The organism is Bradyrhizobium sp. UFLA01-814, assembly GCF_046718885.1.
In the GTDB taxonomy this organism is placed as follows: domain Bacteria; phylum Pseudomonadota; class Alphaproteobacteria; order Rhizobiales; family Xanthobacteraceae; genus Bradyrhizobium; species Bradyrhizobium elkanii.
Genome location: NZ_JAQOSR010000016.1, coordinates 47976 through 74031, shown reverse-complemented (window position 1 = coordinate 74031; position 26056 = coordinate 47976). Strand labels below are relative to the sequence as shown.

Sequence of the window (26056 nt, the reverse complement as noted above, 5' to 3'; positions counted from 1 at the left end):
GATTGGGCATACGCGCTCCAAGCGGCTGTCGGGTCGGGCAGTGCGAGAGTTGTGCAGTGCGCGTGCTGGCTGGAAGCACAAGGCAGCTCTCTGGTGCAGTCCCGGAAGATTCCGGCACGGTGCTCACGTGCCGAGCGGTCCCATGCAGCGATCTCGTTCTCGATCTCTAGGCGCATGTTCGCCCTCAGCGACGTGCCGCAGGCAACAGCGCCGCTTTTCGGCTGGCTGTACTGGCGTGGAGCAGCTATGCTGTGTTGGAACGCCGTTGCGAGCCGACCCAGCGACCGGCCGCTCAAGATGTGGAAGGTTGATTCCCGGGCCCAAGCGAGCGAACGCGATGCAGATATCCGCCGCCGATGACGACTATGGCCTTCCGAGGCTGAAACTTCCCGATCTCCGGATCAACTATACTCCCATCGATCCCGACTATTTCGATCGCCCCGTCGTCTCGATGTGCATCGAGACCAGACAAGACGACGACGAGCTGCCCCTGCACTCGCACAAGAAGGGACAATTGGTGGTCGCCTCGCGCGGATCGGTCATGTGCCGGGCGCCAGGGGGACTCTGGATTGTTCCTCCTCAGGGGGCGGTCTGGATTCCCGCCGGGGTACTGCACAGCAACTGCGTGTCCGATTTCGGCAAAATCTACGTCGTCTTCATCGAGCCTTCCGCAAGCAAGCTTCCGGATTTTTGTTGCACATTCACGATTTCACCTCTCGTTCGAGAGCTGATCCAGCGTCTTGCGGCATTTCCGCCCCTGTATCCGGTCGAAGGCCCGACCAGCCGGCTCGGCCGCGTCCTTCTCGACGAACTCGTGCAGATGTCGACAGAGCAGATGTACCTGCCGATTTCCGCAGATAGTCGCCTCCAGCAACTTGCGGCTTCATTGTTGCACGAGCCCGGAGACAGGAGCACGCTTGATGAATGGGCCGCACGTTACGCAATGAGCGAGCGTACGCTTGCGCGTTTGATCGTGAAGGAAACCGGAATGACATTTGGCCGCTGGCGGCAGCGGCTCCACATCCTGGTCGCGCTGCAGCGCCTGTCCGCGGGCGCGTCCGTCCAGACCGTCTCACTCGATCTCGGGTACGAATCTCCGAGCGCGTTCATTACGATGTTCAAAAAGACCCTGGGAAAGAGCCCGCGCCGCTTCCTTACAGAGCGCACATCCTTCGACTACAGCCCCAGATAGGCGCGCCTTACATCCTGGTTGGAAAGCAAGCCCGCGCCGGTTCCCTCGAGAACAATGCTGCCATTCTCGAGAACATAACCCCGATCTCCGATGGCGAGGGAGCTCGCTACGTTCTGCTCCACGAGCAGAATCGTTATCCTGTGACTATGCAGCTTCTTGACGACGTCGAACATCACGGTCGTCAGCGCGGGTGAAAGTCCGATCGAAGGCTCGTCGAACATGATCATCTCCGGTTCGGACATCATCGCCCTGCCGATGGCAAGCATCTGTTGCTCGCCGCCCGACAGCGTTCCTGCCGACTGTCGCCGCCGCTCATCCAGACGCGGAAACAATTCATACACCCGCCGCAGATTGGCGTCCCGGCGGCCCCGCGCTCGTTTCAACGATCCTCCGATCAGAAGATTGTCCTCTACCGAGAGATTCGGGAACACTTCGCGCCCTTCGGCGACCTGGGCGATGCCGAGCTCGCAAATCTCCCAGGGCGACATGCCCACGATGTCTCTGCCCCGCCAGGCTATCCGCCCCCTTGTCGGGCAGACGATGCCCGCAATTGTGCGGATCAAGGACGTCTTTCCGGCACCGTTGGCTCCGATGACGCAGATCAGCTCCTCTGCCTGCACGGCAAGAGAGACGTCGTTGAGAGCGGCCGATCCGGCATAGCCGACGTTTAGCCCTTCGACGGCCAACAGGGGTTCCTTAGCCACGGAAGCCGTCCCCAAGATATCCGGCCAGAACCTCGGGATGCTTCACGATATACACGGGGGCTCCCTCGGCTATTTTCGCGCCGTGATGCAGAACAACGACATTCTCCGCCGCCTCCATCACAATTCGCATGACGTGCTCGACGAGCATTATCGTCAGTCCGCGCTCTACCAGGCGACGGAGAACGCGAACGACGGCCGCGGCCTCGGTTGGACGGAGCCCGGCCATCACCTCGTCAAGCAGCAACAGGCGCGGCCGTGTCGAGAGAGCCTTTGCCGTTTCAAGCATCTTTCGATCGGGAAGCGTCAGTTGGCTGATCGACGCGTTGGCCTTTGGCGCAAGACCGACCGTCTCCAGCGTATCCAGGGCGGCCTCCCTCGCTTCGGAGACCTTTCTCGTCCAACTGAACGCTCCGACCATCGCGTTTTCCAGCACGGTCATATCGCGCATCGGCCGGACGATCTGGAACGTCCGCCCAATGCCCAGACGGCATACCGCCTCCGCGCCCCGTCCGGAGATCGTCTCGCCTTCAAAGCGTATCGTACCGGCAGTCGGCCGGAACGCCCCGGCAATCATGTTGAAGCAGGTCGTCTTGCCGGCCCCGTTGGGACCGACGAGAGCCGTGATGGAGCGCTCCTTCAAACTGAAGCTGACGCCGTCGACCGCAAGCAAGCCGCCGAAGCGCTTCGAAACATTGTTGAGCTCGAGAAGCGCGGTCATTGTCCGACCTCCTGGGTCTGGACAATTCGACTGCGAATTGATCGTACTTCCTTCTTCGCCTCAAAGTGGCCGAGCAGCGCCGGCCACACGCCATCCGGCAGCAGCCAGACGACACCGATCAGAACGATGCCGTAGGCGACATTGTTCAATCCGGGCAGACCAATGGTGTCGCTGAAGGAGCTCATCAGGTGATCCAGGGGGATTATGATGAGCGCCCCGAGCAGCGGACCGAACGCCGTTCCCAGACCACCCACGATCGGCCCGATCAGGACGTCGACGGAAATCCCCATTCCCATGATCGAGTCGGGAAAAATCGATCCCTGGACCAGGGCCAGAAGACCACCGCCAATCGCAGCCCATGCTCCGGAGATCGATACAACCAGAACCTTGTGAAGGAAGGTCCTTACTCCGAGCGCCCTTGACGCATCTTCGTCATCGCGCATCGCTCGCCACACATATCCCAGAAAGGACTTCCTGATGAGCGCCGTTACGCCTACACCGACCGCAACGGCGGCGAGCGCGACAAAATAATAGAAGCGAGCGCCGCCGCGCAGCATCAGCAGGGAACTCTCGCCGGACTGAGCCGGAAAGAACAGGCCCTGCATTCCCCCCACAAAATCCCAACCGCCGAACATCACTCGGGCAAATTCAGCTGCGGCGATCGTCAACAGGCCGAAGTAGATTCCCCGCACCTCGAAGCGGAAGCTCAACCAGGCGAGCGCAGCACCGACCGCGCCGGCGATCACCGATCCCACGAGCAGCCCGAGCCAGGGGCTAAGGCCATACTTGATATCGAGCACCGCAACGGAATAGGCACCGATTCCGACAAACAGGGCGTGCCCTATGGATAGCTGCCCACCCAGACCAAGCATCAGGCTCCAGGATTGCCCGATAAAAGCGAAAATGAATACGATCGTCAGCAGAGAGACCAAATATGAATTGAACACGGCGCCAAGCAGCGCGAGTGCGGCGAACAATGCCATGCCGGCTGCCGCGCCGACGAAGTCGGGGCGAGACTCAAATCTCTTTTGCACCGAAGAACCCTCTTGGACGCAGAATGAGCACCACGATCAGCAAGGCATACGACAAGGCAGTCTTCATGGACGGTGCGACAATGAGTGCGGCAACGGCCTCGGTCACGCCGATCGTCAAGCCGCCGATCAGAGCTCCGACGAAGCTTCCAAGGCCTCCGACGATGACGGTCACGAACGCCAGCAGCGTGAAATCGACAGCGAGATAGGGCTGCGCATCGAACAGCGGCGAGATCAGCGCGCCGGCGAAGCCGGCACACGCAGTGCCAATTCCAAACGTGATCGCATAGATCTTGGGAATTGGGATCCCGACGATCAAACCGCCAAGTCGATTGTCGGCCGCCGCTCGAATGTATCTACCGAACAAGGAGTATTTGAGAAATGCGGCCAAAGCCAGGATCAGAACGGTCGTGGCACATGCAGCCTGCAAGCGCGCCAGATCGATCCGAATGCCTCCCAAGGAGATCGTTTCAAAGGACAACTGCGACACGGAAGGGCGCGGATCCGGCCCGAACCAAAGAAGCTGGATTCCCGTGAACAGGAGCGAGATGCCGATGAACAGGATGAACTGCACATGATGCGGTCGGGTGACGAACCGCGTCACCACTACGCTTTCCAGGTAATAGCCGACCGCGAACATCAGGATGCCGGCCAGCAACGCAGCCAGGATAGTCGGCATGCCCCACCAAAGTCCGGTGCAGTACCCGATGTAAAGGCCGAACACCACCATCGCGCCGTGGGCAAAGTTCACGACCCTGATCACGCCGAAGATGATCGTGAGGCCGAGTGCGATCAGCCCGTATACCAAGCCTATCAGGACCCCGCTTATGACCACATTTGCCCAGAGCAAGGCCATTAGCGGACCTCGAACGGCTTGAGCGGATACTGCAGGCTTGCGTCGGCGATAGCCCGCGGCGAAATCACCTTCGGCATTCCGCCTTGTCCCTGCAGCATCGTAACGGCACTATTGATGTTCTGTCCGTTCTCGTCGAACTTGATCTTGCCGCTGTACATCAGGACCGGATTCAGGTCGGTTTTCCTGAGAGCGGCATGGATTTCCGAGGAGACTGACGAATTTGCCCGGATGACCGCGTCGGCGACGATCTGGACCGCCTCGAAGGCACATCCGGAATTTGCGTCCAGCCACTCGTTTGGATAGCTGGCCTCAAAGCTCTTGATGATTGCGGCGGTGTCCGGCGCCTTCGGGTTATACCAGACGGTCGACAGGATGGCGCCGTCTCCATATTTGCCGAGCGCGTTATAGTACGCCTTGTCCTGCACGCCGTTTGAGTTCGGCGAAAAGATCAGCTTGGGATTCCACCCCTGCTTGATGCATTCGCGGGTGATCATGATAGCGTCGTTGACGCGCGTCACAGACACCAGCGCATCCGCTCCCGAGGCCTTTGCCTTCGCGACCTCGACGGAGAGGTCCCGCGCCTTTTCGTCGTAGGGAATGTATTCGGCGATCTTCAGCGGTACATCGACCTCTTTCCACGCCTGATCGATGCTCGCGGCCGTCGACTGCCCCATCGTGTTGTTGAGGTGCAGCACTGCAGCGCTCTTCGGGGGATTTTCGACACTCGAAAGGATCGCCTTCAATTCGAGCAACGATTGCCGAACGATCGTCAGCGACGTCGGATAGAAACGAAATACCTGGGTGAATCCCTGCGACGTGACCTGGGTGGCGCTCGCAATGTGCACGACCATCGGAACCTTGGCGGCTTCGGCCGCCTGAAGCGCCGAAATCGTAGCGCCCGAGTCCCATGCTCCAATGAGGACGGTGCAACCCTGCCTGATCAGGTTGTCCGCAGCGATTCGGCCGTTTTCCGGTTTGCTCTGCGTATCCGCGTGAACGATTTCCATCTCGACGCCGAACCGCTCCTTGGCGAATTTGGCGCCAAGATTGATTCCGCGCACGCAAGCCTGGCCCGGGAAGGCCAACACGCCGCTGCTGGGCATGATCGAACCAACCTTGACGGTGCGAGATGCAGCGCTCGCATGCCATGGCATCAAGCCGGCGGCGAGGCCCATTCCGCTCCCGAGAACGGTGCGCCGCGTCAAATCCTTGCCGAGGATATTCCCCATCTGCCTTGCTCCCTCGCTGCTGTATGTTTATGGACGGTGATCGCTGCTCCCGAAGCAGGCTCATCGACCTGCTTCGGGAAGCACTTGCGGAATCGCGAACCTGCCATGCCGGTAAATCAGCCCTTCGTAGTGGTCCTGATGGACCTCGCCGAGAACCGCGCCGAAGAAGACCGTGTGGGTCCCCACCGGATGCATGCCGATGACCTGGCAGTCGAAGCTGCACAGCGAACCGATCAGGATCGGTGAGCCAGATACCAATTCCGCCCAGCTGCCCTCGCTGAAGCGAATGTCCCCCTTGCTTCCATCAAGCCCTGCGAACTTTTGCGCGAGGTCCACATGGCTCGCGGTCAACAGGTTCCAACCGAAACATCCGGTCCGGACGATCGTGTCATGAGCTCCGGCCGACTTGTTGACGCACACCAGGACGGTCGAGGGGTCGACTGAAAGCGATGACGCGGCAGTGACCGTCAAGCCATGCCGTTCCGGCGCGCGGCCGGACGTCACGATCGATACGCTCCCGCTGACATTTCTGAGCGCCGTCTTGAAGGAAGCACCGTCGATCAGTCGAGCACCTTCGAGACCCTTTGTCGGGTCGACCGACATCAACTCATTCATCACGTCCGGCTCCGCGAAATGGTGTCGAGGCCTCAGTAAAGTCCCTGTACGCATCATGCTATCGATCCGCTTTGGCAGCTTCGAAGAACTGGATGACATTGCTCTCGGGATCGCAAACTTGCGCCACGCGTCCGTGACCGCCCATGTCCCGAACGGGAGCAACAAGCGTCGCGCCCGCAGCGATGGCGCGTTCGACTACCGATTCCAGCTGCTCGACTTCAAAAACCACGACCGCGTTTGCAGATGGAATCGAGGCGGACTCTTCCATTCCGGAAACGCAGAAGGCCGCACCCTCGCTCCGGAACTGGATCCAGCGTTCACCATCCGCAAAGCGAATGGTGAGACCGGTATTCGCGTAGAACTCCGCAAGCTTCGCCGGTTGACTGGCGGTGAGATAGACGTGCTTGACCTTCATTTTGCACCGATGCTTTCCGCGCCGATTATCCGACCTGCGCCTTGATCAATTTCTCCTCGGATTCGTCATAGAGCGTGTCGATCAGCGCTCGATATCGCTCCATCAGCTGCTTGCGGCGCTTCTTTCGCGTCGGCGTCATGACACCATTCTCGGGAGAGAGCTCTTCGGGAAGGATACGGAAGGCCTTGATCTGCTCGGCGCGTGCCAGGCGGTTGTTCGCCTTTGCGACCTCGCCTTCGATCATCCGGATGACGATCTCGGATTTTGCGAGGTCGGCGTATTGCGCGATGTCGGTGTCCCGCGACCTGGCCCAATCCATCGTCGCGGTGGCGTCGACCTCGATAAGAGCCGTCAGGTATTTCTTGCCCTCGCCAATGACGGCGGCTTCGGAAATGTAGGGGCTCTGCCGAATTTCGTTCTCGATCTGGGTCGGGCTGACCGACTTCCCCCCGGACGTGTTGATGATCTCCTTCTTCCGATCGACGAGCTTGAAGCTTCCATCCTGCGCGATTTCGGCGATATCGCCGGTATACAGCCATCCGTCTCGCAGCGCGGATCTGGTTTCCTCGGGTTTGTTCCAATAGCCAGTAAACAAGCCCGGTCCTCGAACGATCATCTCGCCGTCTTCCAGCACCGCGGTTTCCCAGGCTGGATCCTGAACGGGAATGCCGACGCTGCCGGCCTTCGGCCAGTCCACCATCTGGACGAGATTTCCGCCCACCATCTCGGTCTGCCCGTAGCACTCCTTGAGATTCAACCCCCAGAGCTGCCAAAGCGTCATGACCTCCGATGGCATCGGCGCGGAAGACGTATAGGCGATCTTCAGTTCGTCGAAACCAACCTCCGCCAAAAGCGGACCGAAGATGTGCCTGCGACATGCCGCGAACAGATCGCTGAGATACTGGTCCGGCGTCCGCCCCGCCTGGCGGTCATCGAGCGCCTTGCGCGCGATCCGCATCGCCAGTTGGTAATCTTTCCTTTGCTTGGCGCTGGCCGAGTGCACCACGCTGAGGATCTGGGTTGCGAATCTCTGGTAGAAGCGAGGCGGAGCCATGTAGTACGTCGGCTTGGCTTCCCGGATCGTCTGCGCGAACCCCGCGGTCGTTTCCCCGAAGTGAGGAACGGCTCCGGACAGCAATGGCAACGTGGTTGCCTGGGCTCGCGCGACCGTGTGCGACATCGGCAAATGAACCACGAGCCGCTGGGTTTCGGTCCGAATGGTCGGATGGAATGTCGTCTGCACGTGGCCACCTGCGAGTAATGACAGGTGCGTCAGCATGGCGCCTTTGGGATACCCCGTGGTACCCGACGTGTAACCAATGCTCGCCAGTTCGTCCGTTTTGGCAACTGCGACCTGCTCACGAAGAAAGGCGTCGCAATCGAATGAAACAGGCTCATAGAACTCGGCAAACGAGACGATGTTCTTCGCCCTGAGCTCGCCGGTCCACGACGGATCCATCACGACGATTTTCTCGAGCGTCGCCGCGGTGCTGGCTGCCAGCAGCGTCCGCAACTGCGTCTCGTCTCCCACGAAGGCAAAACGGGCTCCGGAATCACCGAGGTAGTAGTTCACCTCCTCGACGGATGAAGTGAAATACACGCCCACGGTCACGGCGCCGGCGCACATGGTCGCCATGTCGGCGAGCAGCCATTCCTGGGACACGTCTCCCATGATGGCGACGCGATCACCACGCGCGAGTCCCGCCATCTGGAGGGCACCCGCCAGTCGGCACACCTTCGTCGCATAGTCGTGCCACGACACCGATATCCATTCGCCGGCGCGCTTCTGGCGATATGCGACGGCCGTTGGTCTCTCGATGCGTCGGGCTTGCAGAAGCTGCGGAAGAGTTACCGAAGCAAGCTGGGCACCGGACGTAATGGACCCGACATTCATGTCACCGCTCCGCGAAACGCCTGCGCTTCTCCGCAAAGGCGGCTACCGCTTCGCGACGCTCGGGCGTAGCGAACGTAAGGGTTTCCAGGGCGGTGGACGTGTCCAACAGGAGATGCGCGAACTCCTTGACAATCTTGTTCACCGAATACTTCGTCCAGATGATTGCTTCTCGTGGACCGCTCGCCAGCATTTCCGCGTATTCGATCGCCACCTCGCGGACATCACGATCGGAAACGGCTTCGTTGATCATGCCCATCGCAACAGCCTGCTCGGCGGACACGAAGGCGCCCGTCATAAGATAGTGCTTGGCGCGGACCGGACCGATCAGAAGCGGCCAGATGACCGCACCACCATCGCCCGCCACGACGCCGGCCGTGACATGGGTATCGGCAAACCGGGCGGTCGATTGCGCAAAGATCACATCGCACATCAGGGCAAGCGTTGCGCCGAGACCGACGGCCACGCCATTGACGGCGGCAATGATTGGAGCCTCCACTTCTAGCATGTTGCGGACCAGGTGGCGTCCGCCGCGGGTCGGCGACGGGATCGGGCTCTTGTCCAGCGTCTTCTGATCGCCACCGGAGCAAAAACCACGGCCGGCTCCGGTCAGCACGATCGCCCGGACCGATTTGTCCCGATCAAGATCGACGAACACCTGCTCGAGCTCGTCATGCATGTCCCAGTTGATCGCGTTGAGGATCTCGGGACGGTTCATCGTCACGACCGCGACACCGCTCGGGCGCTTCTCGTTGAGGAGATATTCGTACTTCGATTCTAACATGGACCTGTTCCTTACACTGCCTTCTTCGAGGACCCGGAGTTCTGCGGCCGCATTGCCCGGATCGTGTCGAGAATTTCCTCGGTGGGACGGACAACGTTGTTCTTGTCGTTGAAATGCGGGATCACGTAGCGCCCCACCATGTCGATCGCCTCCATGATCTTGTGGTGAGGTACCGAATCCAGGTGCAGAAGCACCTCATCCACACCGAGCGCTTCATACTGTTCGAGCTGGCGAATGACGGTATCCGGAGCTCCGCACACGGTCGTGGCGGAGTGATTCAGGAGATAGTCCCAGTCTCGCCCGGCGCGCTCCATCGACGGGACGCTCTCGCTCATGTAGGAATAGTCGTCCGCAAGCTTCGCCAGGCGCGGATACGCATCCGTCGAGATCCGCGCATAGTGCATGAGCGGTTCAGCGTAATCGTCCTTGGCTTTCTGATCGGTGGGACCGATGCCGAGGAATAGCGGGATGCCGATGCGGGGACGATCGAGCGGGCCCTGTTCGTCGCGCTTCCAGGCGCCGCGATAGGCGGCGAGCAATTTCTTCTGGACTTCCCAGCCCTGATAGATCGAGTGGCTCATCACGGCCAATCCCTCGGAGCCCGCCCAGTTGTGGCTGCGCTCGCTGGTGGCCGCTATGCCGATCACCGGGTACGGCTTCTGGACCGGCTTCGGCACAAGTTGACGCGGAGGGATCTGGTAGTATTTGCCCTCAAATGTGAAAATGTCTTCGCGCATCGACTTGCGGAGAAGCGCGATTCCTTCTTCCATCTGTGCGAGCGTTTCAGCCGGATCGACATTGAATGCCCGCATGGCAATCGTCGTATTCGCGCGCCCGCCATAAAACTCCATGCGACCGTGCGAAAGGATATCGGTGACCGCCAGACGCTCCGCGGAGCGCAGCGCGTGATTGATCCGCTGAGGCATGAGGGTAACGGCGGAACGCAGCTTGACGCGCGACGTCACCGCGGCGAGGTACCCGTAGACGACCTCCGGTGCCGAGCTGGAAATGCCGCCAAGCGCAACATGCTGCTCAGAGAGCGCGACGCAATCGAAACCCACCTTCTCGGCGAGGCGAACCTCATCAACGAGTTCATGAAGCCGCCGGGCGTAGCTTTGCCCGACCTGAGTTTCCTGCTCCGACCAGAACCCAAATTTGAGTGCCATTCTGCTGTCCTTCCGGCGTACCTGATGGACGAAACAATGTTGCAGAACCGGCGAAATTTTCCTCCGAATACGGCTCGTCGACGCCCGACTTTCAAAATTTTGTGCTGTCTGTGAACATGGGCTCGCCAGTGGCGCGCACGGAGCCGTCTTTCGCCGTGGGCTTCACAGCCTGCTCTCGACGGCGCACACGTCTTGACGACGAGCCTTTTCCGCTCGTTCGGATGCGCAAATCTCAAGCTGTGCAGGAAGGTGTGAAGCGGGTCAGTCTTCGAACGCGTCGACCAGGAGGTCCGCTATGTGCTCAAGACAGCTTTCCCCGATCGCAACCGTCGAACCACGAGGATCTCCGAGGACCCCGTTCTGCGTGACGGAGGAAATGCCGTTCCTCCACATCAGCTCCAGCTGGTGCTGCGACAGCAGACCGATGTGGCCTGGTTCGAAACGATCGATACGTACGCTGTCTGGACGAATCTTCATCATCAGTGACGTTTCGGCGATGTCGGCGTGGCCGCCTACCGCGGCTTCATCGCCACCGGCAGCGGAGACCGCTTCCCGCCACCCCTTCATCCACGCCTCGGAATCGACGAAAGCATCGATCCGTGCTCGTCCTTCAACGCTCCCGCGAAGGCGCGGCATCATGTCCCTGAGGACCGGGAAGTTGCCGATATGGCCAGAGAAGAAGATGATTCTGGAAAAGCCGTGCCGCATCAGGCTGGCACAATAGTCCGAGCACAACGCCTCGAGCGTTTCGGGACGTATCGATATGGTGCCGGGAAACGTCAGATGATGAGAAGAGCAGCCGACCCTTATTGTCGGGGCAATAAGCGTTCGACCGAGGCGGCGGGCGACCAAGGTGGCGAGGGCTTCCGCATGGTCCGCATCCATGCAAAGCGGCAGATGGGGTCCATGCTGCTCCACGGCCCCGCAAGGTACGACCACAGTGTGGAACCCGCTGCTCAGAGCCATCGAGACATCTTCGAATGTCATGAGCTCCAGGCGCAGATCGCCCATCCATCCAGGCTCGCTCATTCAGACCTTCTTGTTCTTCGCCAGAAAGCGGGCTCTGGCTTCGGCAGAACCCTCTTCGTCCAGATACGCCGGCAGATCCGCGATCGTCATGTCGTCTAGTTCACCGTCACTCATCTGACCGGTGAGATTCAAAGACCGCTTTATCGCCGCGAACAGCTTTCTGTCCTTGCTTCGGAGCTGACGACAAATCGATCTGGCTCTGTTGGCAACCTCGTCCGTGTCAACGATTTGATCGACCGCACCCAGTCTGAGGGCTTTTGACCCGTCGATCAACTCTCCCCAATACAGCAACTCCTTGGCAGCCCGCTGGCCGAGCATTCGCCCCGCTTGACGCATGCCCTTCACGGCGGGAAGCAGCCCATGATTGATCTCCGGGAACCCGACCTGGCATTCGGGATTTGCCACCACGTAATCTGCATGCAGCAGAAACTCGAAGGCTCCTCCCACGGCGTAACCGCGAACGGCACAAATGAATGGGCTCGGATACCTTTCCATTTCACACAGCAGCGCGTGAAACATCCTTAACCGTGGCGTTGCCACCTCGACGGTCGCGATCTCCTTGATGTCGCCGCCGGCGCTGAAGAAGCGATCTCCACGTCCCGTCAGGACGATACCCGGCGGAGCCTCATCTCGTGCGAAGGATTGAATTCGATCCAGAAGGACGGAGATCAGGTCAATATTCAGAGCGTTCGCCGGCGGACGATTCATCGTCATCACAACCACGTCGGCGTCGCGATCTATCAGCAGAATATCGGAGCTTGCCATGCTTGCAGGCTAGCCAAAATTCCCCTTGGTAATCTGCCGAATCTGCTGATCGTTTTCAGATACGGCAACACAAACATTCGCCGGAGCTTCCCCAATCCGCAGGTTCTGCCGCTTCGGCGCGGATTCACCTATTCTATGTGGGATCGATTTTTCTCACGATTCCAACGCCTGATAAGCAACATGGATACCGATCAGATTGTCAGTTTTTAGATACAAGTCGGCATTTTGTCGAAATTCCGCAACCGAGGGAAGCGTTAGCATCGCTGTCATCGAGATGTCACCGTGCGGAGCAACGCGCGGGACGGGAGGCCTCGACAGTCGTATCGTTTGCCCATAGGAGGACTACAGTATGACCGTGGTGGCGCTGGACAGAATCGATATCAAGATCCTGAACGAATTGCAGCAGAACGCGAGCCTGACCAACGTCGAACTCGCCGCTCGAGTTAACCTCTCTCCTTCACCCTGCCTCGCCCGGGTCAAAAACCTCGAAAAGCTTGGCGTGATTGATCGCAGAATTACAATCCTCCATGCCTCCGTGCTGGGTCTTGGCGTGACCGCATTCATCCAGGTGAGGCTCGAAAAGCAAGTACAGAACTCACTCGATAACTTCACCCGTGCAATCGATCGCATGGAGCAAGTGATGGAATGCTATCTCATGACTGGTGATAACGACTATCTGCTCCGCGTCATGGCTTCGGATATTGAGGACCTCGAAGATCTCATCGTAAACAAGCTATCGCGCATTTCGGGTGTATCCAGCATCAAATCCAATCTTGCCTTGAAGAAGATCTCGTACAAGACGGTGCTCCCGATCGACACGACGCGCCCTGTCCAGATCAGACCGTGTCAATCGACGGCGAGGTATGGTGCCGCCAAGGCAAAGTGCGAAGCCACTGCCCTTCCCGCAAGGCCAGAGCATAGCGTGACGTTCGGATTGTCGCACGCGGATAAGCCGTCGGTAGGTGCAAGCTGAGCCAACCAGGAAACTCACAACGATCAGATCTGGTAGACAATCGTTTCCGCTAGGATTCCATGAACGTAGACAGATCCACCGCACTTGGGTCTAATCCCTGCAGAGCCCCTCGGCCTTCTTCACCAAAGCCCGCAATCGAGGCGTGGTTCAAGTGGGCTTCAACTTGGTGCCATGCGGACTACAGACGCCACGAAGCCAACTGGCCCCCTGGACGTTGCGGATCTACATGGGATCATTTGACCGATTTAATCTACGTATCAGCCCGGCCCGTATTTCTCCTCCCGCCGACGCGCCACCCGTGAAGTTCATCACGGCGCCGCCCCAACAACACCAACGCCGCTCGCTTTAATTCCGGCTTCATTTTCGACCCTGTCGCACAAATTGAGTCATCGCTAATGAGTGCCATCAACCCGCCGACGATTCGGTACGCTGTACCGAGGTGCATTTGCCATGAATCATGTTGACCATACCGTCAACACAATCTAGCAATATACGCGCCGCGCGATCCCGCGGGATGAAGGGAGCCCACGTTACCGTTTTAGAGCGGAGAAATCCGCGCGTAGACCGGAGGCTGTTTGGTGTGTGACGGTTGGACAGACCCTCCTCAGACCCGTCGACGAATGGTCCAAGCGGCCGCCACTGGCGACTATTGCTTCGGAGACACTAGATGACTTCTCAAAAACTTCGGCGAGTATTTGAAGCACTGAGGTGCGGGCTGGCCAAGCAGCTGGAAGCGTTGCAGCGCAACTTAGCTCAATATCCGCCTATCGATCACCCGATGGACGTCTCGGAATACGAGATACTGAGCAGCGTTTGGGCCGCCCATACCGGCCAGCTTCGCAGCCGACCTCGGGGTGGCGAATTGGAGCATTAAATCGCTCGCGGCGGCCCGTCGGATTGCCTTCCGATGCCCGACCGACTTCCGTACGACAGCTACTTGGGGAAACATTTATGAAACGACGTGACGCGCTCAAAATTGCTGGTGCAACTGCTTTTTCTGTCATCTCCGCCTCTGCAGTATCGGCAGAAGCGTCTCCGCCGACCAGGCAGAAGATAATTATGGTCCACGGATCATGGCACTGGGGCGCTTGTTTTGAAAAAGTCAGCAATTTTCTGGCTGAAGCGGGTTGCGCTGTGGCCACGCCTGACCTCAAGTCACACGGATTCGACGAGAGCCGATATGATAGCTTTTCGACTATGGGAGAATATGTGCAGCCCGTAGAGAAAATGCTGCAAGAGTCAAGAGAGCCTGTCGTATTGCTCGGCCATAGCATGGGCGGCGCCACATTGACTTATCTAGGGGAGAAGTATCCGGAGAAGATTTCGAAGCTAATCTATCTTACAGCGTTCATGGTCCCCCAAGGAAAAACGGTCTTGGATTATACTAAAGCAGATGCCACTAATCCTCAGAAAAGGGAAATCCTGGCGATAGTTAAGTTAGTTGGCGACGGTCGCGGTCTCGAGCTCGATACAACCCGGCGCGACCTCGTGAAGGCTGCGTTTTACGGCGATTGTAGCGACCATGACGTCAATATAGCTATCAAGAATTGCGTGCCCATCACTAGCACCGTGCCCTACGCTGTAGTGTCAGAGATAACAGCCGATCGGTTCGGCAAGATCCCTCGCGTTTTCATCGAATGTTCAATGGACAAAGCGATTCCAATTGAAAGCCAACGTCAAATGGCCGCTGATGTACCCGGCGCGAAGATCATTAGCATCGATACCAGCCATTCTTCCTTCTTCTCTAGGCCGGCAGAGCTCGCCCATATTATTTTAGAGAACACATAGTCACTAGGCCGTGTACTTATAAACCAGCGGGGCATGTGGCTGGTGGTGACTATGTCCACTTTGCTCCTATAGCGACCAAGTTCGTGCGGCAGCGCAGCATGTCGCTATGGGCCAACATCAGAAGCCAACGGCACCTGGCCTCATGACGTCTGAGGACGTTGAGATCTACATCTTGTCGATGATCGACGAACCACCGGCTTTGGGCGCGCCATCTTTAGCAGCGGCAGCGACAATCGCAGGGATGACATCCTCGGCACGATCGACGACAATGGGCTGAAGCAGGTGGTCTCTATGAAGGAAACCTGCGTTGCGTATGTGGTTCAGCATCGCCATCATCGGCGCCCAAAAGCCTTTGATGTTCACCAGGACCATCGGCTTGCGGTGCTGCCCAAGCTGGGCCCAGGTCATGATTTCCACGATTTCTTCGATGGTGCCGATGCCACCCGGAAGCGCCACGAAGGCATCAGAACGCTCGAACATTCTGTGCTTGCGCTCGTGCATGGTGTCGGTGATCGTCAAGTCTTCGAACGTCTTGAGCGCGTCGGTCGTCGTTTCCCAGTTGGTGAGAAATCTCGGAATGATCGCGCCGACCTTGCCGCCGTTGTCCAATGTGCCGCGAGCAACTGCGCCCATCACGCCATGGGTTCCGCCGCCATAGATCAGCGTTAATCCCGATGCAGCAAGTGCGCGTCCCAATCGTTCGCCTGCCTCGACGTAGGCAAGATCGTGTCCGGGCGAGGAACCGCAATAGACGCAGACTGCTTTGATCTTGCTCATGTTGGCGATAACCTTTCCGACGAGCGCCGTCACAAGGGCTCGATATCCGTCGTCTTCGCCCTAACATGCCCTATCCCGTTTCGAGGGAAAGCGATGCGCTATATTCAGTTTGGCACGGGTAGCCGTACAAGGCCTCTCGCAATCAGTATGGCGCCGAGCGTGACGATCCTCAATCGCCCTGGAGCTTGGAGCTTCCGTCCTTCTTCGCATCGTTGATGATGGCGGTTCGATCGTAGTTGTTGATACTATCTATGAACTGGTTCGTTAGAACGTGATCGACGGCTATGGGAGCCGGTAAGACCTTCTGGTCGACAAAGAAGTTGATTAGCCGATTCCAATCGTCGGAGACAAACGTCCCGTGTTTGTCACCAATCTTAGGCGTATTCCAAATGCCGAGCCGTGCCTGATTGACGGTTATTCCTTCCTCAAGCGCTGCAGCGCTGTCTGGGTTTTTGGATGCAGCCTCGGGATACGCTTTCCAAGTGATCAGAACCGCAGCTTTGGGATTTGCCATCGAGTAGTCGTAGCCCTTTGCAACGGCCCGTCCAATTCCCGTTAACATCTTTGGATTGCTCTCGATCGTCTGTGTGCGGGCCAGCAAGCCCACATCCGGCAACGCGCGCAGATTTTCCGCCACCGGTAGCTCGCGAATGCCGAGACCGGAGAACTTGAACTTGGCGAGCGCGGCATCCCAGTAGACGGCCCCGTCGACAAACTTCTGACGGATCGATGTGACGGCCTGCGCTCCAACACCTATCGGCAGAAAGGAAACATCCTTGTCGGGATCCAGGCCGGCGGCCTGCACGAACGCGCGACCAAACGTCGTACCGGCGCTCCCCATCGATTGGACGCCCAGCTTCTTGCCTTTCAGGTCGCCGAGCGCCTTGATCGGACTATCAGGCAGGACGGCGACCGACCAGATGTTCGAATAGTAGAGCCCGTAGAAGTATCGAATGTCGAGCTTTCCGGACTGAACCCCAACCAGAGCTTCACCTGGCGAGGCGGCGCCGACTTCCGCGTTGCCCGCCGACACTTGTATCGCCGATTCGTTGGAGCCGCCGACCGCGATCAGCGTAACGTCGTAGCCTTCGGATGCGAAATAGCCCTTTTCCTTGGCGACGACGAATGGTGAGAACGCTTCGTCGATATTGCGAACTGGAATCAGCAAGCGTACCTTTTCCAGGGCGCTCGCACTCTGCATTCCGCCGAAATAAACGATTATCGCGGTGGCAGCCGCCCCTAATAGTCCGCGCTTACGCAACATGGTCGACATCGGCTATCTCCTAAATTGTTTCACGTCATGACTGGCGCATCGCTACGCCCGATCCAGAAGATGTACCTGCGTGCGGCATACCTCATCAGGCCGTGCATCACCAGGCCGATCGCCGATAAGATGATCAACACGGCAAAGACGCCGGAAACGTCCATGCTGAAGTTCAGCGTAACCACCAGGTAGCCGAGCCCCACCTGAGCGCCAACGAACTCCCCAACGATGGCGCCGATAACAGCAAGGACGGCAGCGATCTCGAGGCCGGCAAAGATCAACACCAATGCCGACGGAATCCTCAGACGCATTAGGGTCTGCAATTTGGTGGCACCGAATGCCTTCATCATGTCGAGCTGATCTTTATCGGTGGAGTGAAAGCCGGCGATCACGCTGACCAACACCGGGAAGAAGCAGACGAGTGCCGTGATTACGATTTTCGACGTCAAGCCATAGCCGAACCAAATGATGAAGAGGGGCGCAATGGCGACCTTCGGCAAGGTTTGCAGCGCGACGAGATAGGGGTAGACCAGTCGCTCAAAAACCGGAATGAGCGAGATCATCGCACCGATAATCAAGCCTGCGGCGCAGCCGAGCACAAAGCCGCTCAGGACCTCGACCAACGTTGCCCAGAGATGCGGCCAGATCATTCCGCTCGTGACCAGCGCATACAGCCTGAACACTATCGAGCTCGGGGCGGGAAGCACGATGGGCGAGACCGCGAATAGGCGGCAAACGCCTTCCCAGAATGCGATCACCGCTACGGCGACGGCGATTGACTGCAACAGGTGGGCTCGCGATGGGGTCATTGGACTGCTCATAGCGATGTCGTCGTCAAGGATTGTGCTCCGAAGATATTCCGGATGTGATCGCAGATCTCTCCGAAGCGTGGAGTTGCCATTGTCTGCAGCGTACGCGGCCGGCCAACGTCGACGTCGATGATCTCGGATATCCGGCCCGGTCGCGGCGACATGACCACGACACGGTCGCCGAGCAGCACCGCCTCCGGGATGCTGTGAGTGATGAAGATGACGGTCTTCTTTTCTTCGGACCAGACCCGCATCAATTCCATGTTCATCGCTTCGCGCGTCATTGCATCGAGCGCGCCGAACGGCTCATCCATCAGCAGGATCCGCGGCTCGCGCATCAATGCCCGGCAGATCGAGACACGTTGCTGCATGCCGCCGGACAGTTCGAAGGGGTACTTCTGCGCGAAGTCCTTCAGCCCCATGAATGCCAGCAGGCGCTCGGCGCGCCTTACCGTCGCTTCCGATCGATCGCTCTTGAGGTGTGCCGACAACAGGACATTGGCCAATACGGTGTTCCATGGCAGGAGCGTCGCTTGCTGGAACACCACGCCGACGTCCGGGCGCGGCCCAGTGATCTGTGTCTGGTCGCATTGAATGACGCCTGACGATGCGCCTTCGAGACCCGCGAGGATGCGTAGCAGCGTCGTCTTGCCGCACCCACTCGGACCAACCACCGAAATGAACTCGTTCTCCTGGATATCGAGATCGACGTTTGTGAGCGCGTTTACGGTTTCGCCGGAACGCGTCCTGAACCGTTTCTCAAGACCAGCGATGTGAATCATCGGCGGTTTCGATCCGCCAGCGTTCGGAACCAGAGCGCCATATGCGCCACCCTCCACGTTAGCTTTCAAAGCAATCATTGTTTCCTTCCCACAGGGCTGACAGTCGCTCTCGAGGGGAGCAAGAACTACGCCAAGGCGCCACATGCGCCGTTTTCTATTTCTGTTGACTATTCAGTTAACTGAATTTTTGAATTTGTCCAGCGTGAAATTTGGGCTGCCTTGATCGCGACAGGATCGCCCGATCGCGCGCTTATGTTGAGATGCTCGTGGAGCCGGTCGCCGCCAGTGATCGCACGTACATTCGAGTTTGCCGCAAGAGGCATCCGGAATGCCCTCGCCTTGCGCTCTGGCGGTTGGGCAGCTTCAACTTCCAATGTTGCCAGCATGGTGATCTGCTGCGGGCGAGCTGGCGCGCCACAGTTCGCTGGTTCCGCTCAAGAGCAGATCTTGGCGAGCGGATCGAGGGCGTTAGACCGAGATGGACCTCTACGTAGACCCTGCCAGCTGCACTCTTTTCAAGCGTCTCGCTTGATGCACGATCAAGAAATGCCTTGTAAGAAGCAGCTCATCTTCCTTCGAACAGGGTGAAACGAATGCTTAGCCAGGGGTCTCTGCGAGCGCTTTGACGTTTGATTTCCGTTCTAACGCCGCGCCGGGATCCAACACGCAATACTGCAGGACGAGATTCGTAACGTGCTTGAGCCAATGTTCTCGCGACGATGCTGAGCTCAAGTCTTTATTGAGCGCATTTTCCAGCGTGTATTGGTTGGAGAGGTAATGATAGCACAGCGACGAGAGTGTCAGATACACGACCGCGGGGTCCAAACCGGAACGAAAAGTTCCGTCTCGACTACCGCGCTCCAGGATGAAACTGAGAGTTTCAACGAGCGGATTGTAGAGCTCCCGGATCCGCTTCGACTTGCGGATATATTTTCCGCGGTGCTTGTTCTCTTCGTTCAGCAGGCGGATCGCATTCGGATTGCTCTCGAGCGCCACGAAGGTGTGCTCGATCAGCTGCTTCAGCGCAAGCACAGGATCACTCGCGCGCACCGAAAGATCGCTCTGTTGATTACGAAAGTCTTCGTACATCCGCTCCAGGGCGGCGACAAACAAGCCTTCCTTGGATTTGAAGTAGTAGTACAACATGTTCTTGCTGAGACCGCAGCGCTCCGCTATGCGGTCAACCCGTGCGCCCTCGAACCCGATGCGGGCGAATTCTTCGATCGCCAGCTTCAAGATCTTCTCGCGTACGCGAGCCGGATCACTGCTACGACGCGCCAAGACGCGGCTCCCTTCGTCTACAAGAGCAATACCCTGGAAGCATTCATTTCGCCAACGGCCTTTGCATTCACCGACGCTCAGGCTGGGGACGCTCCCATTTTGCTGCACGAACAGAGCGCAACCGCACCCGAAAATCAAATGCAAAATGACTAGGTTTTAGCGTGCGATGCCTCCGCCTCCTCGACCAGTTGCCAGATCCGCGGCGGCGACAGCGGCAGCTGCATCGGTTGAACATTGAGATGGGACAGCGCGTCCGCCACCGCGTTGGCCATAAGCCCCCCCACCGGAATAAGCCCACCCTCGCCGGCGCCCTTGGCACCGAGCGGGTTGTTCGGGCACGGCCTGAGCTCAAGCGTCACCGAATCCAGTTTCGGAAAGTCCGAGGCGGTGGGCAGCAGATAGTCGGCAAAAGAGCCCGTCAGGAGCTGTCCTTCGTCGTCATACACCAAGTGCTCGAGGAAGGCGCCGCCGAGGCCTTGAACCATCGAACCGATAGCCTGACCGTGCAAGGTCAGCGGATTTATCATGCGGCCAACATCCTCGACCGACATGACCTCTATCACCTTGACATGACCCGTGCCTGGATCGACGGCGACGTGCGCAGCTTGCGTGCCATAAGCCCAGGTATATTTTTTATTGAAGAATTCGGCCTCGACCTCAAGGGGGGCTTCCGACAGATCCGCAAACGAAAGCTGGTTCCCATCGAAGCTGGCGCGTTCGCTATCGACGATCACTTCCTCCGGCTTGCAGCCGAGCCGCTCCGCTGCCGTTTTCCTGATCAGCTCCTTGAGCTTTTCGGCGCCCAACAGAATGGCCGAGCCGCCCATCACGGTCGAACGAGAGTGATACGCCCCGTAACCATCTTTCACGTAGGCGGTCGATCCATGAAGGATCGTTATCTTGTGGTAAGGCATCTCCATCGCGTCGGCCGCGATCTGGGCCATGATGGTTTCCAGGCCCTGCCCCACCGAGGATGATCCCATATACACCGACAGCGCACCGTCGGTTTCCAGCACCAGGCGCACTTCTTCCTTTGGCCCCGCCGCGCCACCCTCGATGAAGCTGCCGATCGCGATGCCGTGGTAGTAACCGTCGATCAACTTACCACTCAGCTTTTTCTTTTCTTCCCAGTCGAATTCTTTCAAGCAGCGGTCAAAAACGGTGTGATAATCGCCACTATCGAGCTCGGTCGAGCTGTCGTAGGGCGTGATCGAGGGCAGCGGATAAGGCATTTGCGCGTCGGCCACCAGATTGCGACGACGAAGTTCGATCCGATCGATCTTCAAGTCCTGGGCGGCCAGATCGATCATGCGTTCGCGGACGAAATCGGTCTCGTAGCGCCCTGGGCCGCGATAGGTCCCGCACGGCGTCTTGTTGGTGGTCAGCATCGAGCTCTTCAGGTCGACATGCTCCATGCAGTATGGACCGCACATATATTGCGCGATATTCCGTGGACCGACCGATCCGTTGGTGCGCACGTAGGCGCCGATATCCGACCAGATTTGCCCACGCAGACCTATGAAGCGACCGTCACGCGTCGTCGCGAATTCGACGTCGCATTCCATATCGCGCGCGTGGTTGGCGCTCATGAGGTGTTCGCGGCGATCCTCAGTCCATTTCACCGGACGGCCTACGATGCGCGCGGCTGCAGGGATGAGGTAGTCTTCCGGGTAGAACTCGCCACGCGAACCAAAGCCGCCACCGACATCGACCTCGATGAGATCCACCGCCTCGATCGGCAGGTCGAGCTGGGCGGCAAGCGTGCGGCGGTTATGCCAGGCAGTCTTTGCCGCGCCCCACACCGTCAGTTTCCCGGCCACCGCATCCCATTCGGCCACGAAGCCTCGCGGCTCCATGAACATTGCAGCGTGGCGTTGGACCTTGAACGTCTCCCGGCGGATGTAGTCCGCGTTCTTGAACGCATCGTCGGCATCGCCGCGAAACGCCTTCCAGGTGATCGCGACGTTGGAACCATGATCTTCGAACAATACGGATCGCTTGGCTTCGGCATGCTCGCGATTGGCCACGGCTGGCAGCGGCTCGATATCCAAAATGATATGCTCCAGCGCATCCTCAGCCATGGCCGCGCTGTCGGCAATCACGACCGCGACAGGCTCACCGACATAGCGGACTTTGCCATCGGCGATCACCGGCTGATGAAACGTTTCGAGCTGCGGCAACGGCTGCAAGCGCAGCGGAATCCGCGGAACGTTGTCCCCCAGATCCTTGCCGGTCAGTACGCGATGTACCCCTGGCAGCGCGAGCGCCGCGCTGCTATCGATCGATTTGATCAAGCCGTGCGCCGTCGAACTCCGCAAGATCACCGCATAAAGCTGGTTCGGCCGGTTGACGTCTGCGACGTACGTGCCCCTGCCGCGAAGCAGGCGCAAGTCTTCGACCCGCTCCATCGGGCGGCCAATATACGAGTTGGAGGCCTTCATCACTTGCTCCCGGGAACCTGGTAAGAACTGCGCGCTTCGAGCACCGCCTCGACGATCGGGACATATCCCGAGCATCGGCAGAGGTTGCCTGAAAGGACTTCTCGTATCCGCTCCTCGTCCGCATACGGCTCATGGCTCAACAGCGCATGCGCCGTGGTGATGAAGCCTGGCGTACAGAAGCCACACTGCAATCCGTGATGCTTGCGGAACGCGGTCTGCAATGGCGTCAGTTCATCTCCGGAAAGCCCCTCGACCGTTACAACTCGCTCGCCCTGTGCCTGGACTGCGAGCATAAGGCAGGAGCGGACGGCCTCATCGTTCACCAGCACCGTGCAAGCGCCGCAGACGCCGTGCTCGCATGCCAAGTGGGTACCGGTTTGGCCAAGATCGTCCCGGATGCAATCGGCAAGCGTGGTACGAGGTTCAACGTCGGCACTGACGGGTTTTCCGTTGAGGCTGAATTCGATCTTCATCTAAAACTCCTAAACGGCCGACTTCTTTAAACCGCGACTGAGCAGCGTCGCGACAAGGGCTGCACGGTATGCGCCAGGCGCATGAATGTCGCTCGGCGGATCGACGGTTTGCCGTGCCTTTGCCGAAGCCATCGCAATCAACTTATCGGTCACCTGATTGCCATTCAGCACCGCTTCGGCTTCGGCGAGCCGGATTGGCCGGTCGGCGATCCCAATCGCGCCGATATGCGCATCGGTGATGCGGCCGCCGCCATCGAGATCGTAATGAAGAGCAACGCCAGCCATCGCGAAATCGCCCTTGCGACGCGCAAATTCGAGGAATGCCCACCGTCGTTCCGCCGGCCACGCCGGCAAATGCACCTCGGTGAGAATTTCGTCCGGCTCAAGGCTGGTCTCCAGCGGACCGGTGAAGAAATCCGCCGCCGCCTCGACGCGCGTGCCGGCGGGGCCGACGATCGTCATGCGCGCATCGCAAGTCAGGGCGACGCCGGGCATCTCGGCCGATGGATCGGCATGCGCCACCGAACCGCCCACGGTGCCGCGATTGCGGATCTGGTAGTGGGCAACGTGCTTGATGGCTTCGGCGAGCAGCGGATGGCTGACCGCGAGCCGCCGGTCATTTTCGATATCGCACCACCTCACTTTTGCACCCAGCCGGACGCCGTCCGCCTCGATCCGGATCGCAGCGAGGTCTTTCAGATGCCTCAAATCCACGAGCAGCTCAGGTGCAGCCAAACGATATGCGAGCATCGGCATCAGGCTCTGACCGCCGGAAATCACCTTGGCATTTCCGTTGCGCGAAGCGAGAAGGCTGACGGCCTCAGCCAGTGTCGAGGGCGCGGCGTATTCGAAAGCGGGCGGCTTCATTCTGTCTCCACCAATGCGCGATGGGCCGACTTACGGTCTGCATCGCGACCCAATAAGAACGAAAAGGAGCGCTCGCAATTCGCTCGGCCCAGCCATCGCCGGATCAGCGCTTCACGGCGTGGCCGGACTATGTCTTATGTTGACTATATAGTCAACAAACGAATAGGCTTTGGACGCAACCGGAGACGGCCCGTGGATCGACCTCACCGGAGCCAGCGCCGGCCAGAGGTACAAAAAGAGGCATTCGCCATGTTCAACGATACACCAGTGATCGCCATCGAGGAACACTATTGGGACCCCGAGATGGCGCGGCATTTCCCAGCCGGCGAGAACAACTCTCATGTGGCCGATCAGCTTGCCGAGATCGGCGACACCAGGCTGCGTGCGATGGATGAGGCGGGAATCGACGTCCAGGTGCTCTCCCATGGAGCGCCCGCAGCCCAAAAGCTGCGGCCTGAAATCGCGGTCGACTTAACGAAACGGGTCAATGATCGCCTTGCGGAGGCGTGCGCCAGACATCCCGGTCGATTTGCCGCGTTTGCTGCTCTGCCGACACCGGTGCCCGAGCAGGCGGCGCGGGAACTCGAACGCTGCGTCAATGAGCTCAAGTTCAAGGGCGCAATGATCCACGGGCTAACCAACGGCCTGTTCATCGACGACAAACGCTTCTGGCCAATCTTCGAGGTCGCCGAAAAGCTCGATGTGCCGATCTATCTGCATCCGTCGGTGCCACATTCCGAGGTCACCAAGTATTATTACGAGGACTATGCGCGCGATTTTCCCACGGTGATCCGGCCGGCTTGGGGATTTACCGTTGAAACGGCGACCGCGGCGATTCGGCTCGTGTTGAGCCGTGCGTTGGAAAAGTACCCAAGGCTACAGATCATCCTCGGCCACTTTGGCGAGACCTTGCCGTTCTTGCTCTGGCGCATTGACCAGGCCTTGGCCCGCCCTGGTCAGGAAGGCTTGGGCTTCCGTAGGCAGTTCAGCCAGCATTTCCACGTGACCTGCAGCGGCTTCTTTTCGACGCCGGCGTTGACCTGCACCATGCTCGAGCTCGGCATCGACCGCATCATGTTCGCCGTGGATTACCCTTACGTCGACAATAAGGATGGAATGAACTGGATCCGAGAACTTCAGCTTTCGATCGACGACAAACGTAAATTGGTCGGCAATAACGCCAGACGACTGCTCAAGCTGTAACTGGCGAACCAGCGAAGACACACGATGGTACGTCGACTGATGACCAAGCGCCCCGAGATCCCTTCCGATCTCCGCGTCCTGATGGCCGAGATTGGCCCAAAGTGGGCGAGCGACACCACGGGCCATGTGAGGCTGATGGTGGAGGAATTCAGCCGGGTGTTGAAGTCTTCACCGAAAGACGGGATCCAGGCTGAGACGGTGAGATATGGAACGCACGAACGGCAGGCGTTCGAGGTATTCCAACCGGCTGACGGCAGTTCCACAACGCGGCCCGGTCTGATTTTTGTCCATGGCGGCGCGTTCACCGAGGGCAGCCGCCATCGCAGCACGGAGATATACGCGAACGTACTCTATTACTTCGCGCGCCACGGGATCGTCGGCATCAACGCCGGCTATCGCCTGGCGCCCGACGCGCGGTATCCCGAAGCCACCCGGGACATCGCGGCCATCGTGCATTGGATGCGGAACAACGCGGCAAACCTGGGTGTCGACCCCAATCGGATATTTCTGATGGGACACTCCGCCGGCGGCGCTCATGTCGGAAGCTATGCCTATGATAGACGGCACCAGCCCGCGACGGGGCATGGCCTCGCGGGCGTTCTGATCGTCAGCGGCCGCGTACGGGCGGATGCGAGAGCGGACAACCCCAATGCCAAGCGTGTCACCGAATATTACGGGCCTGACGTTTCGACCTATGACGATGTCTCGCCCGTTTCGCATGTCGATAGTTCTAGTCCGCCGACCTTCGTCGCATGCTCCGAGTTCGAAAATCCGCTGATCGACGTATACTGCTTCGAGCTTGCCCACCGACTGGGGGCGGCGAAGGGTCATGCACCGCCGTTCGCCTGGATGAAAGGCCACAATCACACGTCGATCATCGCGCACTTCGACACCGCCGAGGACGTTCTGGGCCAGGCCTGCCTCGACTTTATCGCTGAAACGTGCGACGCGACCTCGGTTCAACTCGCCTGATGCAAGATCGCGTCACGGCCCCCTTTCTGAG

The 26056-nt window shown here is 59.0% G+C and carries 28 protein-coding genes; 7 read left to right on the top strand and 21 right to left on the bottom strand.

What is annotated here, in order from left to right:
• Positions 1-2 precede the first annotated feature (2 nt).
• A complete protein-coding gene (locus PMN64_RS07790; protein WP_411780267.1) occupies positions 3-170 on the top strand; it encodes a 2Fe-2S iron-sulfur cluster-binding protein in 168 nt (55 codons plus the stop codon).
• 167 nt (positions 171-337) lie between these two features.
• Positions 338-1192: an AraC family transcriptional regulator gene (locus PMN64_RS07785; RefSeq protein ID WP_051448008.1), complete on the top strand. Its 855-nt coding sequence runs from the start codon at positions 338-340 to the stop codon at positions 1190-1192.
• Here the strand turns inward: PMN64_RS07785 and PMN64_RS07780 are convergent.
• From PMN64_RS07780 to PMN64_RS07725, 12 genes are all read right to left on the bottom strand, one after another.
• Positions 1177-1881 carry an ABC transporter ATP-binding protein gene (locus PMN64_RS07780; RefSeq protein WP_028342733.1) on the bottom strand — a complete coding sequence of 235 codons (705 nt, stop codon included), beginning with the start codon at positions 1879-1881 and terminating at the stop codon, positions 1177-1179. The two genes, PMN64_RS07785 and PMN64_RS07780, sit on opposite strands and share 16 nt — an antisense overlap.
• Positions 1882-1888: 7 nt before the next feature.
• Positions 1889-2614, bottom strand: a complete 726-nt coding sequence (locus PMN64_RS07775) for an ABC transporter ATP-binding protein (protein ID WP_028342732.1) — start codon at positions 2612-2614, stop codon at positions 1889-1891.
• Positions 2611-3648, bottom strand: a complete 1038-nt coding sequence (locus tag PMN64_RS07770; protein WP_225159854.1) for a branched-chain amino acid ABC transporter permease — start codon at positions 3646-3648, stop codon at positions 2611-2613. Before PMN64_RS07770 ends, PMN64_RS07775 begins: the two co-directional genes overlap by 4 nt.
• The gene (locus tag PMN64_RS07765; RefSeq protein WP_028342731.1) at positions 3632-4501 is read right to left on the bottom strand and encodes a branched-chain amino acid ABC transporter permease; all 870 of its coding nucleotides are present in this window, start codon (positions 4499-4501) and stop codon (positions 3632-3634) included. Before PMN64_RS07765 ends, PMN64_RS07770 begins: the two co-directional genes overlap by 17 nt.
• Complete coding sequence (locus PMN64_RS07760; RefSeq protein WP_028342730.1) at positions 4501-5730, bottom strand: ABC transporter substrate-binding protein; 1230 nt, start codon at positions 5728-5730, stop codon at positions 4501-4503. Before PMN64_RS07760 ends, PMN64_RS07765 begins: the two co-directional genes overlap by 1 nt.
• Positions 5731-5790: 60 nt before the next feature.
• On the bottom strand, positions 5791-6345 hold the full coding sequence (locus tag PMN64_RS07755; RefSeq protein ID WP_225159858.1) for a flavin reductase family protein: 555 nt from the start codon (positions 6343-6345) through the stop codon (positions 5791-5793).
• 58 nt (positions 6346-6403) lie between these two features.
• Positions 6404-6760, bottom strand: coding sequence for a VOC family protein (locus tag PMN64_RS07750; protein ID WP_016841231.1), 357 nt, complete (start codon positions 6758-6760; stop codon positions 6404-6406).
• 25 nt (positions 6761-6785) lie between these two features.
• Positions 6786-8654 carry an AMP-dependent synthetase/ligase gene (locus tag PMN64_RS07745; RefSeq protein WP_028342728.1) on the bottom strand — a complete coding sequence of 623 codons (1869 nt, stop codon included), beginning with the start codon at positions 8652-8654 and terminating at the stop codon, positions 6786-6788.
• Position 8655: 1 nt separating this feature from the next.
• Entirely contained in the window at positions 8656-9369 is a 714-nt protein-coding gene (locus tag PMN64_RS07740) for an enoyl-CoA hydratase/isomerase family protein (RefSeq protein WP_245288815.1), read from the bottom strand.
• 77 nt (positions 9370-9446) lie between these two features.
• Positions 9447-10601, bottom strand: coding sequence for an LLM class flavin-dependent oxidoreductase (locus tag PMN64_RS07735; protein WP_028342726.1), 1155 nt, complete (start codon positions 10599-10601; stop codon positions 9447-9449).
• A gap of 261 nt (positions 10602-10862) precedes the next feature.
• Positions 10863-11630, bottom strand: a complete 768-nt coding sequence (locus tag PMN64_RS07730) for a creatininase family protein (RefSeq protein ID WP_225159861.1) — start codon at positions 11628-11630, stop codon at positions 10863-10865.
• On the bottom strand, positions 11631-12395 hold the full coding sequence (locus PMN64_RS07725) for an enoyl-CoA hydratase/isomerase family protein (protein WP_411780266.1): 765 nt from the start codon (positions 12393-12395) through the stop codon (positions 11631-11633).
• 349 nt (positions 12396-12744) lie between these two features.
• Between PMN64_RS07725 and PMN64_RS07720 the strand changes: the two genes are divergently transcribed.
• The 3 genes from PMN64_RS07720 to PMN64_RS07710 all read left to right on the top strand — a co-directional run bounded on the left by PMN64_RS07720 (position 12745) and on the right by PMN64_RS07710 (position 15156).
• Complete coding sequence (locus PMN64_RS07720; RefSeq protein ID WP_016841238.1) at positions 12745-13368, top strand: Lrp/AsnC family transcriptional regulator; 624 nt, start codon at positions 12745-12747, stop codon at positions 13366-13368.
• Between the two features lie 667 nt (positions 13369-14035).
• A complete protein-coding gene (locus PMN64_RS07715; protein ID WP_125459174.1) occupies positions 14036-14242 on the top strand; it encodes a hypothetical protein in 207 nt (68 codons plus the stop codon).
• A gap of 77 nt (positions 14243-14319) precedes the next feature.
• Positions 14320-15156 (top strand): alpha/beta fold hydrolase, encoded by an 837-nt coding sequence (locus tag PMN64_RS07710; protein WP_080686847.1) that lies wholly within the window; start codon positions 14320-14322, stop codon positions 15154-15156.
• 165 nt (positions 15157-15321) lie between these two features.
• Here PMN64_RS07710 and PMN64_RS07705 read toward each other — a convergent pair whose 3' ends face one another.
• From PMN64_RS07705 to PMN64_RS07665, 9 genes are all read right to left on the bottom strand, one after another.
• Entirely contained in the window at positions 15322-15933 is a 612-nt protein-coding gene (locus PMN64_RS07705; RefSeq protein ID WP_028342721.1) for a TIGR00730 family Rossman fold protein, read from the bottom strand.
• 169 nt (positions 15934-16102) lie between these two features.
• On the bottom strand, positions 16103-17206 hold the full coding sequence (locus tag PMN64_RS07700) for an ABC transporter substrate-binding protein (RefSeq protein WP_077230983.1): 1104 nt from the start codon (positions 17204-17206) through the stop codon (positions 16103-16105).
• Between the two features lie 20 nt (positions 17207-17226).
• Positions 17227-17982 carry an ABC transporter permease gene (locus tag PMN64_RS07695; RefSeq protein ID WP_411780265.1) on the bottom strand — a complete coding sequence of 252 codons (756 nt, stop codon included), beginning with the start codon at positions 17980-17982 and terminating at the stop codon, positions 17227-17229.
• Between the two features lie 32 nt (positions 17983-18014).
• On the bottom strand, positions 18015-18932 hold the full coding sequence (locus PMN64_RS07690) for an ABC transporter ATP-binding protein (RefSeq protein ID WP_245288814.1): 918 nt from the start codon (positions 18930-18932) through the stop codon (positions 18015-18017).
• A gap of 23 nt (positions 18933-18955) precedes the next feature.
• Positions 18956-19174 carry a hypothetical protein gene (locus PMN64_RS07685; protein ID WP_125459128.1) on the bottom strand — a complete coding sequence of 73 codons (219 nt, stop codon included), beginning with the start codon at positions 19172-19174 and terminating at the stop codon, positions 18956-18958.
• 211 nt (positions 19175-19385) lie between these two features.
• On the bottom strand, positions 19386-20024 hold the full coding sequence (locus PMN64_RS07680; RefSeq protein ID WP_016844809.1) for a TetR/AcrR family transcriptional regulator: 639 nt from the start codon (positions 20022-20024) through the stop codon (positions 19386-19388).
• A gap of 194 nt (positions 20025-20218) precedes the next feature.
• Entirely contained in the window at positions 20219-22510 is a 2292-nt protein-coding gene (locus PMN64_RS07675) for a xanthine dehydrogenase family protein molybdopterin-binding subunit (protein WP_035632283.1), read from the bottom strand.
• A complete protein-coding gene (locus tag PMN64_RS07670; protein ID WP_016844813.1) occupies positions 22510-22983 on the bottom strand; it encodes a (2Fe-2S)-binding protein in 474 nt (157 codons plus the stop codon). The genes PMN64_RS07675 and PMN64_RS07670 overlap by 1 nt, the downstream gene beginning before the upstream one ends.
• Before the next feature lie 9 nt (positions 22984-22992).
• The gene (locus PMN64_RS07665) at positions 22993-23850 is read right to left on the bottom strand and encodes an FAD binding domain-containing protein (protein ID WP_028342717.1); all 858 of its coding nucleotides are present in this window, start codon (positions 23848-23850) and stop codon (positions 22993-22995) included.
• Between the two features lie 249 nt (positions 23851-24099).
• Between PMN64_RS07665 and PMN64_RS07660 the strand changes: the two genes are divergently transcribed.
• Together PMN64_RS07660 and PMN64_RS07655 are read left to right on the top strand one after the other, a co-directional pair.
• Complete coding sequence (locus PMN64_RS07660) at positions 24100-25053, top strand: amidohydrolase family protein (protein WP_016844816.1); 954 nt, start codon at positions 24100-24102, stop codon at positions 25051-25053.
• Between the two features lie 24 nt (positions 25054-25077).
• On the top strand, positions 25078-26025 hold the full coding sequence (locus tag PMN64_RS07655) for an alpha/beta hydrolase (RefSeq protein ID WP_063607104.1): 948 nt from the start codon (positions 25078-25080) through the stop codon (positions 26023-26025).
• Positions 26026-26056: the final 31 nt, after the last annotated feature.

Coding starts and splice junctions, on each gene's coding strand:
- PMN64_RS07785 (WP_051448008.1), top strand. CDS start 338: ATGCAGATATCCGCCGCCGATGACGACTATGGCCTTCCGAGGCTGAAA.
- PMN64_RS07670 (WP_016844813.1), bottom strand. CDS start 22,983: ATGAAGATCGAATTCAGCCTCAACGGAAAACCCGTCAGTGCCGACGTT.
- PMN64_RS07685 (WP_125459128.1), bottom strand. CDS start 19,174: ATGCTGGCAACATTGGAAGTTGAAGCTGCCCAACCGCCAGAGCGCAAG.
- PMN64_RS07725 (WP_411780266.1), bottom strand. CDS start 12,395: ATGGCAAGCTCCGATATTCTGCTGATAGATCGCGACGCCGACGTGGTT.
- PMN64_RS07720 (WP_016841238.1), top strand. CDS start 12,745: ATGACCGTGGTGGCGCTGGACAGAATCGATATCAAGATCCTGAACGAA.
- PMN64_RS07765 (WP_028342731.1), bottom strand. CDS start 4,501: ATGGCCTTGCTCTGGGCAAATGTGGTCATAAGCGGGGTCCTGATAGGC.
- PMN64_RS07715 (WP_125459174.1), top strand. CDS start 14,036: ATGACTTCTCAAAAACTTCGGCGAGTATTTGAAGCACTGAGGTGCGGG.
- PMN64_RS07750 (WP_016841231.1), bottom strand. CDS start 6,760: ATGAAGGTCAAGCACGTCTATCTCACCGCCAGTCAACCGGCGAAGCTT.
- PMN64_RS07710 (WP_080686847.1), top strand. CDS start 14,320: ATGAAACGACGTGACGCGCTCAAAATTGCTGGTGCAACTGCTTTTTCT.
- PMN64_RS07755 (WP_225159858.1), bottom strand. CDS start 6,345: ATGAATGAGTTGATGTCGGTCGACCCGACAAAGGGTCTCGAAGGTGCT.
- PMN64_RS07655 (WP_063607104.1), top strand. CDS start 25,078: ATGGTACGTCGACTGATGACCAAGCGCCCCGAGATCCCTTCCGATCTC.
- PMN64_RS07665 (WP_028342717.1), bottom strand. CDS start 23,850: ATGAAGCCGCCCGCTTTCGAATACGCCGCGCCCTCGACACTGGCTGAG.
- PMN64_RS07675 (WP_035632283.1), bottom strand. CDS start 22,510: ATGAAGGCCTCCAACTCGTATATTGGCCGCCCGATGGAGCGGGTCGAA.
- PMN64_RS07660 (WP_016844816.1), top strand. CDS start 24,100: ATGTTCAACGATACACCAGTGATCGCCATCGAGGAACACTATTGGGAC.
- PMN64_RS07760 (WP_028342730.1), bottom strand. CDS start 5,730: ATGGGGAATATCCTCGGCAAGGATTTGACGCGGCGCACCGTTCTCGGG.
- PMN64_RS07745 (WP_028342728.1), bottom strand. CDS start 8,654: ATGAATGTCGGGTCCATTACGTCCGGTGCCCAGCTTGCTTCGGTAACT.
- PMN64_RS07730 (WP_225159861.1), bottom strand. CDS start 11,630: ATGAGCGAGCCTGGATGGATGGGCGATCTGCGCCTGGAGCTCATGACA.
- PMN64_RS07705 (WP_028342721.1), bottom strand. CDS start 15,933: ATGAGCAAGATCAAAGCAGTCTGCGTCTATTGCGGTTCCTCGCCCGGA.
- PMN64_RS07740 (WP_245288815.1), bottom strand. CDS start 9,369: ATGAACCGTCCCGAGATCCTCAACGCGATCAACTGGGACATGCATGAC.
- PMN64_RS07690 (WP_245288814.1), bottom strand. CDS start 18,932: ATGTGGCGCCTTGGCGTAGTTCTTGCTCCCCTCGAGAGCGACTGTCAG.
- PMN64_RS07735 (WP_028342726.1), bottom strand. CDS start 10,601: ATGGCACTCAAATTTGGGTTCTGGTCGGAGCAGGAAACTCAGGTCGGG.
- PMN64_RS07775 (WP_028342732.1), bottom strand. CDS start 2,614: ATGACCGCGCTTCTCGAGCTCAACAATGTTTCGAAGCGCTTCGGCGGC.
- PMN64_RS07700 (WP_077230983.1), bottom strand. CDS start 17,206: ATGTCGACCATGTTGCGTAAGCGCGGACTATTAGGGGCGGCTGCCACC.